Origin of the sequence: Edaphobacter sp. HDX4 (assembly GCF_036877565.1) — a bacterium.
Taxonomy (GTDB): Bacteria; Acidobacteriota; Terriglobia; order Terriglobales; family Acidobacteriaceae; genus Edaphobacter.
In genome coordinates this window covers 68,036-81,588 of the sequence record NZ_JAEDXW010000018.1, presented here as the reverse complement: position 1 = coordinate 81,588, position 13,553 = coordinate 68,036, and the positions used below count along the sequence as shown (strand labels likewise).

At 55.5% G+C, this 13,553-nt stretch carries 10 protein-coding genes; 4 read left to right on the top strand and 6 right to left on the bottom strand.

Going from position 1 to position 13,553, the window contains the following annotated elements; genetic code table 11:
- Positions 1 to 99 precede the first annotated feature (99 nt).
- The 4 genes from JAO29_RS16765 to JAO29_RS16750 all read left to right on the top strand — a co-directional run bounded on the left by JAO29_RS16765 (position 100) and on the right by JAO29_RS16750 (position 7,669).
- Entirely contained in the window at positions 100 to 798 is a 699-nt protein-coding gene (locus JAO29_RS16765) for an RNA polymerase sigma factor (protein WP_334269401.1), read from the top strand.
- Positions 799 to 1,326: 528 nt separating this feature from the next.
- Positions 1,327 to 2,073, top strand: a complete 747-nt coding sequence (locus JAO29_RS16760) for an anti-sigma factor (protein WP_334269400.1) — start codon at positions 1,327 to 1,329, stop codon at positions 2,071 to 2,073.
- An 86-nt stretch (positions 2,074 to 2,159) separates the two neighbouring features.
- Complete coding sequence (locus JAO29_RS16755) at positions 2,160 to 5,273, top strand: TonB-dependent receptor (protein WP_334269399.1); 3,114 nt, start codon at positions 2,160 to 2,162, stop codon at positions 5,271 to 5,273.
- Positions 5,274 to 5,341: 68 nt separating this feature from the next.
- Positions 5,342 to 7,669, top strand: a complete 2,328-nt coding sequence (locus JAO29_RS16750; protein WP_334269398.1) for a prolyl oligopeptidase family serine peptidase — start codon at positions 5,342 to 5,344, stop codon at positions 7,667 to 7,669.
- 77 nt (positions 7,670 to 7,746) lie between these two features.
- On the opposite strand, the gene JAO29_RS16745 is transcribed toward JAO29_RS16750, so the two are convergent.
- Genes JAO29_RS16745 through JAO29_RS16720 form a run of 6 tightly spaced genes read right to left on the bottom strand, consistent with a single transcriptional unit; the run spans position 7,747 to position 13,288 of the window.
- Positions 7,747 to 7,887: a hypothetical protein gene (locus JAO29_RS16745; protein WP_334269397.1), complete on the bottom strand. Its 141-nt coding sequence runs from the start codon at positions 7,885 to 7,887 to the stop codon at positions 7,747 to 7,749.
- Between the two features lie 37 nt (positions 7,888 to 7,924).
- Positions 7,925 to 8,377: an asparagine synthase-related protein gene (locus JAO29_RS16740; protein ID WP_334269396.1), complete on the bottom strand. Its 453-nt coding sequence runs from the start codon at positions 8,375 to 8,377 to the stop codon at positions 7,925 to 7,927.
- Positions 8,378 to 8,385: 8 nt separating this feature from the next.
- Positions 8,386 to 9,798, bottom strand: coding sequence for an asparagine synthase-related protein (locus tag JAO29_RS16735; protein WP_334269395.1), 1,413 nt, complete (start codon positions 9,796 to 9,798; stop codon positions 8,386 to 8,388).
- A gap of 13 nt (positions 9,799 to 9,811) precedes the next feature.
- A complete protein-coding gene (locus tag JAO29_RS16730) occupies positions 9,812 to 10,186 on the bottom strand; it encodes a lasso peptide biosynthesis B2 protein (RefSeq protein WP_334269394.1) in 375 nt (124 codons plus the stop codon).
- Positions 10,167 to 12,197 (bottom strand): prolyl oligopeptidase family serine peptidase, encoded by a 2,031-nt coding sequence (locus JAO29_RS16725; protein ID WP_334269393.1) that lies wholly within the window; start codon positions 12,195 to 12,197, stop codon positions 10,167 to 10,169. Before JAO29_RS16725 ends, JAO29_RS16730 begins: the two co-directional genes overlap by 20 nt.
- Positions 12,188 to 13,288: a phosphotransferase gene (locus tag JAO29_RS16720; RefSeq protein ID WP_334269392.1), complete on the bottom strand. Its 1,101-nt coding sequence runs from the start codon at positions 13,286 to 13,288 to the stop codon at positions 12,188 to 12,190. The genes JAO29_RS16725 and JAO29_RS16720 overlap by 10 nt, the downstream gene beginning before the upstream one ends.
- Between the last annotated feature and the right edge of the window lie 265 nt (positions 13,289 to 13,553).

Sequence of the window (13,553 nt, the reverse complement as noted above, 5' to 3'; positions counted from 1 at the left end):
ATTCCTGTCGGTGATTGACCAACGGGTAATTACCGACAAGTGTGTGGCTGTACCCTTCTCAGATAAGAACAATGTGATCGCGACCGTCGGGGGCGCTGGATGAGTTCCGAAGCTCTCTCGTTCTTCCCCGATTCGCTAGCGGATGCCAAAAACACCGATGAATCTACATCTGTATTGCCTTTTCATTCTCCGATCAGTTCCCAGAATGAATCGAATGATTCGGTTGCCCCGATCGACAGTTCAGTGCAACAGAGTTCTGATGAAGAGCTGCTGCTTCAAATAAGGAACGGAAACAAAGATGCACTATCTCTTCTGTTCCAGCGACACGGTCGAGCGGTCTTCCACGTCGCGCAACGTATTTTGAAAGATAATTCCGAAGCAGAAGATCTACTTCAAGAGCTCTTCCTCTTCGTCTTTCAAAAAGCACGGTTCTTCGATCCGGCCAAAGGATCAGCAGTATCGTGGATCATCCAGATGACCTATCACCGGGCCATCGATCGCCGGAGATATCTTGGGTCACGCCAGCACTATGGCATGCAGGAGCTGAAAGAAGATTTGCACCCGGCCAGTCGACAAGTGTCGATCAATGAAGTTGTTGCTGGAAGAGAGCTGCTAAGCAAATTTCGCGAGCGGCTGACAGAGGAGCAACGGCAGACGTTGGAGCTTCACTTCTTTGAGGGTTATAGTTTCCAAGAGATCGCGGATAAAACCGGCCAGACCTATGGAAATGTCCGGAATCATTACTACCGGGGCCTGGGACGGCTACGTTCCTTCATCTTCCCGGAAAAAGACGCCTGAAGTGAGAGAAATGGTCCACAATAGCTCCATACGGGAGCTGAGCCAGTGACCCCCCAGTGGCATGACGAGTTCGTTGCTCTCTGTGCCCTCTTTCCCTCCGGAGAGTTGACCGAGGAAGAGTGGGCTCTCCTGCAGGTCCATCTCGCCTACTGTGACTCGTGTCGTGTGGCCTTCGAACAGTACCGGCATTTGGCCAACGATGTGATGCCGGCAGTGGCCGCAAGCGCCTACTTGGAACTGGAGGACAAGCCGGAAGCATCTTCGTTTTCGTTGGAGGCAGCGGAGAAGAGACTCATGAGTGAGTTGGAGTCTGTTTCCCCAAATCAGGCTTCTCGTCGCCGTTCATCCGTCCGGCAGATCACAGCAGCAGCGATCGCGGCTTCTATCGTGGGCTTGGCATGTTTGGTGGGATGGCACCTCAGCCGTTCCCACTCGGCGTCTGAGTCGCAGGGAGCTACCTCGGCGAAGGTTCAACCTCCGTCAGTACCGGCTGTGACTTCGAGCATCCCCAATGATTTGCAGCCCGCGTTGGAACATGCGCAGCATGAAGTTCAAAAACTCCAGCAGCAGCTCAGTGCTGCGGAAGAGCGGTCGCGGCAATCCATTTCCGTTGTAGCCACAATGGAACAACAGTTGCAAACAGAACAGAGCGAGAGGAAGAGGATCAGCGACGAGAGAGATGGGCTCAGCCAACAGCTTGTTGCTGCCCAGACTGAGGCGCAGTCCTGGCGCGAGAAGTCCACAGCGACCAATGCGGTGAGCACGCAACAGGCCGCCCGACTGGTTGCTCTGGAAACCAGACTGCGTGAAGTGAATGCATCGCTGGATGAGAAAGACAAAATGCTGACACTCGATAAAGAGTTCCTTGCGCATGACCGGGAGATCCGCGATCTGATCGGCGCCCGCGATCTTTACATCGCCGACATTTATGATGTCGCGCAAAATGGCAGGACCGCGAAGCCGTTTGGCCGTATCTTCTATACCAAAGACAAATCGCTGGTCTTTTACGGTTATGACCTGGATAAGCAGACCGGCCTCAAGCAGTCCGTTGCGTTTCAGGCGTGGGGAAGCGGCGACGATAAACAAAATGTGAGTCTCGGCCTGTTCTATCAGGACGATACGCATAAGCGATGGGTGTTGCGGTTCAATGACACCAAAACTCTCGCACGCCTCAACATGGTATTTGTCACCGCCGAGCCACGCGGGGGGAGTGCCAAGCCGACGGGCAAGCCGCTCCTGCTGGCCTACTTGCAGATGCAACCGAACCACCCATAGTTCGTCTTATCGAGTGATACAGATTTCGGCGCTCAGCCGTAGACAGGGTGGACCCATTTCATCCTAATATTCCGGAGCACCGTCGCATGAAACGCTTCTTCTGTCTTCTATTCCTTGGTCTGTGGCTATTCCCCTCCGGTGCTCTGTCTCAATCGGCGAACGCTACCATCAGCGGTGGCGTAACCGACTCTTCCGGGAACTTCATTCCCGATGCAGAAGTCGTTATCGCAAATGATTCAACCGGTGTGATCTATTCCTCGAACACAAACGGTTCCGGAATGTACTTCGTTCCCATCCTGCCGCCCGGTCACTATCATGTGCAGGTTTCGAAACGCGGATTCAAGACCATGATCAAGCCCGATGTCGTTCTTAATGTTCAAAGCGCCGTTGCCTTGAACTTTGCTCTTCCCGTGGGAGCGACCTCAGAGAGCATTACTGTCGACGCGGACTCATCCTTTCTCAACACAAGTAATGCTTCTGTCAGCACCGTCGTCGATCGCAAGTTCGTGGAAAACATGCCTTTGAACGGCCGCAGCTTTCAGGACCTGATCTCGATGACGCCGGGAGTGTCGACCCAAAGCCCCCAGACGGTGGCGAGCATTAACAACAACGGCGACTTCAGTGTGAATGGACAGCGCACCGAGTCCAACTATTACTCTGTCGACGGTGTGAGTGCGAATACGAGTTCTGGATTCCCGTCCGGGTATGCTCAGTCGGCGACAGGAGGCACGCTAGCCTCAGCGACCGCACTTGGAACCACCCAATCTCTTCTCTCCGTCGACGCTATGCAGGAGTTCCGCGTCCAGAGTTCGACCTATTCTGCAGAGTTTGGCCGTACGCCCGGTGGACAGTTCTCCCTCGCCTCGCGGGCGGGAACCAACCAGCTTCATGGCAGCCTGTACGAATATCTCCGGAACAATTATTTTGACGCGAACAACTGGTTCAATAACCATTACGGAACCGCTCAACCTGCCCTGCGGCAAAATGATTTTGGCGGAACAGCAGGAGGTCCGGTATTCGTTCCTAAGTTCTACGACGGCCGCAGCCGGTCCTTCTTCTTTGTTTCTTACGAGGGTTTGCGGCTGACCCAGCCGCAGGCCGCGAGTCTTCAATACGTGCCTTCGACGGCCTTGCGTGAGGACGCTCCGGCTAGTTTGCGACCCATCCTGAATGCCTTTCCCACGCCGACGGGAGTAGAAGCGGCCATCCCCTGCAATAACAGCACCTATGCCTGTCCTGCCGGCCAGCCTCTAGGCTCTCCCGTTCCAAGCGGAGTCGCCCCACTGCTACGCTCCTATACTCTGCCAAGCCGCATTGACTCCACCAGTGTTCGGCTCGACCACACCTTGTCGCCCAGACTACAAGCCTTCTTCCGCTTCGGAGATACGCCCAGTGCAACACAGACCAGAACCCTCTCGAACGTCGGAGATGTCACGTCTTCCGTACTGACCTACACCCTCGGTGTGAACAGCCAAATCAGCCACAACGCCAGCAACGAATTGCGTGCCGGGTATTCCTCCAGCCGGTCAGCGATCACCTACTCGCTCGATCCGTTCGGGGGAGCGGTGCCGGTGGACCTCGCACAAGACATGGGTATTGGAGGATATGCCAATTCCTTTCCGACGTTCTACCTCTACATCAACGGCCTGGGCACCGCGTCCATCCAGACGGAATCGGCCCGAAACGAAAGCAGGCAGTGGAATATCGTCGATACGACATCTCTCACCCTCGGGAAACATCAGTTGAGGTTCGGTCTCGACTATAGGCATATTGCTTCGCCCTTGTATCCGACCTCGCCATCCGTCTTCGCTCAGTTTACGAGCAGGGCCTCCGTAGTCGCGAATAGCGCCGCGCTTCTCAGCATTACCAAGTTCAATGGGGCCACCCCTCTGTTCCATGAAACCGGCCTTTATCTTCAAGATGAATGGAGGATTGCGCCAACCTTTTCTCTCTCCCTGGGCGTGCGATGGGAGGTCAATCCGCCGCCGTCCGAGGCAAACGGGAATCTGCCGTATACCCTCTTGGGAGACATCGGAGTTCCAAGCTCCTTGTCGGTCGCGCCCCATGGAACTCCCCTCTGGCGCACCACATTCCATAACTTTGCACCCAGGATTGGGTTCGCCTGGACGGCGCATGATGCCATCGGATGGGCAACGATCATCCGTGCCGGAGGCGGCGTCTTTTTCGATACCAACAATCAATTTGCCACGCAAGGATTCAGAGGCTTGGGTTTCACCGCGGCCAACAATCTGTATAGTGCGCCTCTCCCTGCCACAAGTACGCAGCTCGACTTCAACATCACGCCCGCGGCGCCCTACCGTGGAAGCGCCGTCTACGGATTTCCCGCCCATCTTCAACTCCCGTATACCTTGCAATGGAGTGCCGCTATCGAGCAGGGGTTGGGGCGGTCGCAATCCTTAACTATCTCGTATGTCGCAGCCGCGGGGCGACGGCTCGTCGGAGAACGTCTGCTCATTCCCGGAACGCTCAACCCAAACCTTGCAGCAACGATCTATTACTTCTCCGGTAATCTCACCTCAAATTACCAATCGCTACAGACTAGATTCCAAAGGTCTATCGCGCAGGGCGTTCAGGCGCTTGCGTCCTACACCTGGTCCCATTCGATCGACTACGGATCGACGGGACAATCGTTGCCGTTCAGCCGGGCGTCGTCCGACTATGATCTTCGGAACAATTTTCAGGGTGGTATAAGCTGGGACATCAAACATTCGTACACCTCAGCTTGGACGCGCGCCCTGCTGGACCAATGGAGTCTCGACGGCCGCGTGATCGCTCGATCCGGATTTCCGATTACTCTGACCGGAAATCTGTTCCTCGATCCTCTGGGGAACTACTACTATGGCGGCCTCAATTACAACCCCGGCATACCTGAGTATCTATACGGAGCTCAATATCCCGGAGGCTGGGGGCTGAATCCGGCGGCCTTTCGGTCGAACACGTCGGGAACCTCGAATGGCAACGTACCTCGCAATCACTATCGCGGCTTCGATGCGACCCAGGTCAATACAGCCATACGCCGTGAGTTCAGCCTGCCCGACGGCATGAGAGTCCAGTTCCGCGCGGAAGCCTTCAACCTTCTCAACCATCCCATCTTCGGATACATCGATCCGACCCTCAGCAGTGCGACCTTTGGGCAGGCCACAAAGACGCTCAATCAGAGCCTTGGAACAGTCTCATAGCAATACCAGCAGGGTGGCCCTAGATCCATGCAATTCGCGCTGAAGTTCCTCTTCTAGGAGCTGTCATCGTGAGCTTGGACTTCCACATGCTGCCGAAGACTGCCTTGCCCCTGTTCCTGAGTAATATCCGGCGCATTGCAGCTCTGTTGATCCTTACTAGCGTCTCACTGGTCGCCCAGACAAAGCGTGCCATCACACCTGCCGATTGTGTCCAGGTGCGCTATCTCCCGTCGGAAGACCCATATCGCAGCTCGATCGCAATCAGCCCGAAGGGCGATTGGGTCGCTTATCTATTAAAGGAACCAAATCTACTTACCAATCGGAACGATATCTCTGTAATGGCCAGAAAGCTCTCGGCCTCTCCCCATGTGACAAGTATCCGTCTTGCTGCGGGGCCGGACATATCTCAGCTCACCTGGCTACACAGTGGCACGGACCTGGCGTTCCTTGCACCCTTCCAAGGTTACGTTGCGATTATGAAGGCAAACGTTGCCACGGGGCGCGTGGTCCCTTTGTTCGTAGCGCGGCAGGACATCAGGGAATATACGGTGGACTGGGCGAAGGATGTGATCGCATACGCGACAGACGATTCGATGGAGGCAACTGGACGACTGACCCGCAGTCCGGAGGAGATCGCATCGGGATACCGGATCCCGTATCCCGAGACGACGAATACGGCTCGTAAGAAGCGACGGATATTTATCGTACGGCGGCAACGAAGCGGACGCTGGGGAGAGCCGAAGCCCGTTGCCGTGCGCTCTCCTTTTTCGAATGATCTTCGAGAATCGCTTCCATATCTCTTCCACTTTTCGCTCAGCCTTTCTCCCGACGGCCGCAGGGTTGCGATTACCTACCCAGAGTCGACCGCGGCATTGCCATCATCCTGGCGAGAAGATCCCACGATCCATGCACTCAGTGGCATGGTCCAAGAGCTGTACGTCATGGTTCTTTACGACCCATTGACGAGCCAAACTTCCTATCCCTTCCAGAGCCCTATGGTTTACAGCATTCCTGCATGGCAACGGGACGGCCACACCCTGATCGTGAATGCAGACCCTCCAATCGAAAGCAAATGGCATCGCGAGGAGTTGGGAAAGAACGTCTTCTTCACTCCGCACATGTTCTCCGTTAATGTCGACACTGGAGAAACATTAGAGCTTCTGTCCCATGTCGTAAATATGTATGAAGGTCCACTGATGCTGAACGACGCCGGCGAGGCCGTTGTTCGGAAATCCAGGGACACGGTTGCACGTCTTGTCCAGCATGCGGCGGGGTGGGAAGAGGAGTCTCACTTCCGTATTCCGGTGGATTCTCTTTATCGATTCGCTCAGATTGCCAGCGACGGCGTCTACGTCATTGGGGATAGCCAAGCTACCTCTCGTCCTCCATCTTTATTTCTGTATCGAGTCGGGGACATATCCGTCACCGTTCTCGAAACGCTCAATCCGCAGTTCGATCATCTGACGCTGGCGCCGGTTAAGACGATTTCCTGGACGACATCGACAGGAGCGACAATCCAGGGGCTGCTCTTTGAGCCTCCTAACTACCAGGCGGAGCAGACCTATCCTTTGGTGATTCACACCAAGCTTGAGGTGGGGCAGTTCCTCTGCGATACCGGCGACAGCCATTACCCATCGTTTGCTCCTCAACCTATTGCTAACGCGGGGATGATGTACGTGATCCGCTCATGGCCGGAGGAGAAACGTCCAGGAGACGATGTGGCCTTTTATCCGAAGGGATACCCAGGCGGTCTCGGAGAAGCGGCGTTTCAGATGGATATCTGGGAAAGTGCTGTGAGATCGCTTGCAGCAAAGGGTATGGTTGATCCCCGCAGGGTCGGCATCATCGGGTTCAGCCGGACCGGCTGGTACACGGAGTTCATCCTGGAACATTCCTCCCTTGCGTTCCGTGCGGCAACCATCACCGACAATGTCACTTATAGCCTCGGTGCGTACTGGCTGTTGCGAAATCCAGCTGCGAACCGGGTTGCCGAGTCGATATATGGTGGTCCCCCGTATGGATCCTCATTGAGCAACTGGCAGATGTATTCATCAACCTTCAACGCGAATAAGGTCAAAACGCCGATCTTAATGGAAGAGATGGGATATGGGCAGCCCTACGACAACATCAATGCTCCTCCCCTTGGGCTCGCAATCCATTTTGAGTTGTTCACGGCACTTAATCGTCTCCACCGCCCAGTCGAGATGTACTACTACCCGAACGAAGAGCATCAACCCAATCACCCCAAGGCTCGTTTAGCCACTCTGCAGCGAAATCTGGACTGGTATCGTTTTTGGTTGCAGGGATACGAGCGAACTGACCCAGCAACGGTGATGCAGTACGCTCGCTGGCGGGAATGGAAAGATGCGAACCCTTTTCTGCCGCACCAAAGGTAGGAGACCTTTGGGAAGATTCATGCCCGGCCTCGATAGGAAAGTTTGCTCCTACCGAGGCCGTGCCGATTGCTCGTTGGCTACTCGTCACCCTGATAAGCGGCGACACTGTTCTGCGGCGATTGCGGGTTCTCGGCGTCCATCACGCCGATACCTTTCTGTCCCAGGATGGCGGGAAGCGCATCGAGGGTTGAGAGGATCATTGGTTTCTCGTATTTCATCGTCGTTCTCCTTGTGGGTGCGGATTATCCAGGTAGGTCAAGTGCTAGCAACCAGATCTACGCTGAAACTCGTTGGATCATGGAACGTCTCCGTGGAGCGAAGCCAGAGTTCCATCTCGATGGTTCGAACGATATGTGGCCACCCTTGGACATCGGCGCCCCTCGCGACGATGTCCACGACGGCAAGAAATTCGTCTCTCTTCACCAGTCCAAGGTCTACGAGACGGGAAGAGCGGAACAACGATCCAATGTGTTCGTGAGCTCGCTGGATCGAGAGGAGAGGCGATCGGATCAAAAAGGCCTTGCGCCGCCGCTCCAGAATCTCCACAGGGAGCAGTCCCCGCAGCGCTCGCCGCATCAGGTGCCTGCGTCGTCCGGGAATTGCTAACTGCTCGGAAGGAATGTTTAACAGGAAATCCAGGAGATCCCGATCCAGATAGGGATAGCGGTACTCCCTCCGGAACAGAAACGGGTGCTTCGTATGAGGCATCGACTCCATCACCGCAGCAAGTGTGCTGTCGTTGCTGATCGCTCGTCGCTCACGGGAAGACAGGCGACGCGGCGAACTCTTCGCGCGCTCTTCCTCGTGTTCCTAGCACGGAGCCAGGGAATGGGATGAAGATCGAATCGTCCCTGACCTGGAATAGTTGTTATGCATTGCAAGACATCTCTTAGGGTGTAAATCAGAGGCATTCGTGTGTTGAGCGACCAGGCCGTTGCGGATCGCAGAAAAGTGCGGAACTCTCCTTCAAGCAGAATCTCGGACAGTCCGAGCGGAATGTTCGGGATACCGCCGAGAACCTCGTCTCCGCCTATCCCCGAGAGCACGGCTCGGTATCGAATGCCGCCGATCGTGTCGGCTAGAAGTCGTTCTCGAAGGAGCGTTGTCTGCGTGGCACCGGGAAGCGGATATGGAACGTGGCTCATCTCGAACGATGAGGTCGCATCGGGTAAGCGGACGTGATGTCCTGTCTTTTCCCTTCTGCTCTCCGTGATGGCAACATAGGGTCTCTCATTCCACGATTGCTCTGAGTCGTTGAAATAAGAGACCGTGTCCAACTTCTGAGAGGCAGAGTCGCACGAGGCTCCCCTTAAGGAATCTGCCATGCAGACGATCGAAGTCGAATCGAGGCCACCTGACAACTCAGCCAGGACGCACCGCCCGCCGTCAAGGCGGCGTTGAACAGCGCGACCGAATAACTGTCGAAACTGATCTTCATACTCCACATCAGAGCGATAGAAAATCTTTTGCGGTGCTGTGCTCCTCCAGTGAACATCGTTGGCGATTCCCGACTCGCTGAATCTCAGAAAGCGGGCGGGAGGTACGGCCTTGATAGGCCGATAGGGCGTAGAGGTCCCGACGGGCAGACATCTGATATATCGAGCGGCGTAGGAATGATCCAGCCAATCACCGCAAGCAGAGTATGCAAGTGTTTCTAAAAATGTTGCCCATAGAATGCGATGACCCCGAACCTCGTAATACAACGAGCGGGTTCCGGCATGGTCCCGCGCAAGGTAGAGCGCTCGTTCCTTCGGGCTCCAGATTGCGATCGCCCAATCCCCAATGAATTTCGAGAAACAGTCAGAACCCCACCGTGTGAAAGCTGCGAGCGCGATCCGGGAGTCCGCCGGATTCACTCGTTCGATTCCGAGCAGGGCGCCAAGTTCCACGTGATTGTCCAACCGGCCATCCAGCGTAACCATGTTGCCCAACTCATCGACGAAGGGCTGCGATTCGATGAAACTGCGTTGGTGCGTGCAATAGGGCTGAAATCCCATGCCGATTCTTCCTTGGGCGCGAACAAATGTCCCATCAGGCGCCCAACGCTCGGTAGCCCGTGCCAGGCTCAACAACTCCAACTCCCCGACTACACGACTCTCAACCTCTTGAACTCCGAAGATGATGCTCATAGCTTTCCCTCAATCAGCAGCGCTGGAGTACCGAGTAGATTTCCGATACATACGGCTTGTCATTGACCACATATCCGTCGATCTCGACCCAGGCGTGCGAGCGGAAGGGCAGCAGTTGTGCCCCGATCACTAGCTCTGCCTTCAGACCCTGAGACCGTAGTAGTAGCGTCGCGGCCGCCGACCGCTGAAGGCACATCACCGGTTTGAAATAGAGAACGCAAGCCAGATCGATGGCATGGCACAGCTGCTCGGGCGAATGACAGCGCTCCTTCGTCGTTCGAACAGACCTCTGGAGGACAACCTTGTTCAAGGCGTTGAAGCTGCGGACGCACATCAGGAATTCCAGATAGAGCAACAAAAACCAGCCTTTAATCACCAAGGTCTTCATCGCGGCCTCCAAATCTTACAGAGATGTCCAACTCCCGGCAGAGAAAAGCGATTCGCCTAGAAAGGGCCTCGATGCGGACCGATAGCGGTAGTACCGGAGAATGTCCCCGTGTCTCGCTGTAATCCACGATTACTGGGGAATTCTGTACTCTTCGGTCTTGAAGACGAGCCGCCATCTTTCGAACATGCGCCGGATTGCACCGGTCGTCGTCATCTCCAGAGACAAAGAGAACGGAAGGATAGTTGGTATCATCCTTCACTTGGTGATACGGAGAGTATGCCGACAGAGCGAGAAAATCCTCCAGGCTCTCCACCGTTCCGTATTCCTCGCGCCATTTGGCGGCGTGGTCAAATGATTCATAGCGCACCATGTCAAGCAGAGGAGCAATGCAGAGAACAGCTCGAAAGAGATCGGGGCGTTGTGTCATGGCGGCTCCGACTAGAAGGCCGGCATTTGAGCCGCCAAAGATTCCGAGTCTGCCGGGTTTTGTCACCCCAGTCTCGCAGAGCCAATCAGCAGCGGCAAGAAAATCATCAAAAGAGACCTGACGGTTCCGTCCGCGGGCGGCTTCATGCCAGTTTTTGCCGTACTCTCCTCCGCCTCGGATGCGGCAGACCGCAAAGCAAGCTCCTAGCTCCACCATGATGGTCGCGAGGACCGAAAACTGTGGGGTCATGGAAACCCCGAATCCACCATAAGCTGTCATGACGACCGGGCGGGGAGCACCGAAAGCCTCCGCCGCCACAAGCTCGATCGGGATCTCTTTCCCATCACGTGCAGCATACGTTGTGCGGCGTATGCGATAGCGGGAAGAACTTACGGAAATGCGATTCTGATGCCATAGCCGCGTCGTTCCATCGCTCGGAGAGTATTGAAAAAAAGATGGTGGCTGCGTGAAAGACTCGCAGGTATAGAACAACGCGTCGGCAGTATCACTTCGGGGTGGCGCCAACTGGACGGTACTGTCGTCCGGAATATCCAAGCGGGAGAGATATTCGCCATCAAGGCTCCAGCTTTCAAGCGAAGTCTGCAACTGATGTTGACGGGTGACGAACACTCGGTCATGAACAAGGACGAGTTGGCAGATCATTCCTTCCCGTTTGGAAATGATGGTACGAACTACGTTCCCATTGAGATCGAGTTCTAAGAGCTCGCCCTCCGGCGCCGCATCATACGTGAGCACAAAGAGACGCTGGTTCTTCAAAATCACGCTCATCGGCAGCCTGCAGTTTTCAAAGACCCGCTGCCATTGCGTGGGTTGACGTTGGTCTGCGATCCATAAATCGACTACCTCACCGGTGCCGGCTCTGTGCAGATATAAGACTCCCAGGTGATTGGCTTCACCCGTGAGAATCAAGCGGCTTCCCACGCTCCGCTCAGCCGAAAAACAGATCTGGTCTGGCCTCCGATCGCCTAGGCGGTGAAAGCAGATCGTATGATCTCCGCGTGGCTTAGAATCCTCGTGGCAGTAATAGAATCCTTGGAGCCCCGAGGCGAAGCAGAATCCTCGGGAATATCCGGTCTCGATCTTATCGGAAAGCAACTCCCCCTTCTCCACCGCTACAAGATGGATGCTCTTCTGATCGCCTCCCCCGTTTCTCCGTTCATAGGCCAGCAGTGAAGCATCTGCCGAGATGCGATAAATTCCTACCGCCTCGAACGGATTGAAAGGAGAGGGAGCGACGAGCAGCCGCGGCTCTCTTTCGGATTCGTCATGCAGATAAATGCCGGCCTGCTCGTCGCTTCGTTTGCGCCACCGGTAGAACTGCCGCTCGGCGATCCGGACCGGCTGGTCCTTTGTTTCGCGGTCGAGGTATTGCCTTACATGCGCTCGGATAGCGCCCAGGCCCTCACACGCAGCGAAGTATTGCTTGCAGCGAAGTTGCTGATCTCGAAGCCACTCCTCGGTCTCCGCAAGGCTTCGGTCCTCCAGCCACCGGTATGGGTCTCGGACCGGAAACCCGTGAATCACCTCGACAACTCCAGTTCTGGCGCGAGAAGTCAGTGACATAGTGCCTCCTCAGGCTGCAGAGTCGCCAAGGCCCGATACATCTCGCGGGCAAGGGTGCGCGCATAGGACTGCTGAGGGAATTGGTTTCGTGAGGGAGCCGCCAACCACGAGCCGCGACCGTAGAGGGCTGAGGCTGCGGCAAGAAACCGCATATACCGGAATCCCTCATCGAATTGATTCGCCCCACAGCACGCGACCCATTCTTCACGAAATAAATCTTTCAAGGCCGCGTCAAGGCGATCGCGTTCTAATCCGTCCTCAGCTTGATTGAGCAGCAGCAGATGTTGGAGCGAAGCAAGCGGGATGCCGATGTATGCTTCACTCCAATCGATAAACTGGCAGTTCGTTGCTTCCAAGATATTTCCGGAATTGAGATCGCCGTGCACAATACTTGCCGGAAATCCGAGAGAGTCGAGTCGCTCACAGACACGTTTCAAGTTCGTACACATGAGCTTGAGCGTTCGCGAGTCTAGACGAGGGGCTCTGGTGGACGTTTGAACGCTCATCGCTTCCTCGATGTAATCGAACATCTCTTCCGCGTGGCTTTCCATGACCTCTAGGCGTTGGTCGAACGCCCCAGCCTGTAAGAGCTGGACGCTTCGATCCACCGTCATGATTTGCAGACGGGCAAGCGCCCTCACCGCCTTCTCAAGGGTCGGGCGAGCACGCAGAGCAGAGCGGAGGTTCGGAGCTATAGACCTCCCCTCTCCGGACATGATCCAGGAATTCCATTCCGGCTTGGCTGCCAGCACCGCCGGAATGTAGCCCGATCCTTCTGAACACCGAATGGACAGACTAAAAAGACATTGTGTGATGGAGTATTCGTGGCAGTTGGGTGCACCTGTTGCCTTGAGCCAATAATGGCGGCCATCCTCCATTGGGAAGCGGATGAGCGCAAAGCCGTCACCCGCATTGAATTGATTTATCCTCGTTCTCGATATGAGCTTGCTCTGTGTTGCTGCTTCCACCCAGGCAATCGCCTCATCAATCCAGCCAAGGTGCGAAGGAAGTTTTCCGAGAGAATCGGACAGCAACGTCGCGAGGAGCATCCGCTGCTCTTCTGGTAACTCCGAACTCGACAGCTCCTCCATCCTGGTCTTGATGAACTCTGAGGCTTGAGGAGGCACAAGAAGTTCTACAACGGCATAGTACGGATATCCATTCCGGGACGGAAGAAAATCGACAACGAAGGCATGAAGCTTCCATCTGGAGCGAAGCGCCTTTTGTAGTTGCTGTGCCGGTCGCGTGTGCTGTGGAATCCGAACAGACGGCAATCGGTAACAGCCATGGGCGTCGAGGGCAAGCACCATGTGCGACGCAGGAAGCACCGCGATAACGCGGTACTCGAGACTCTCA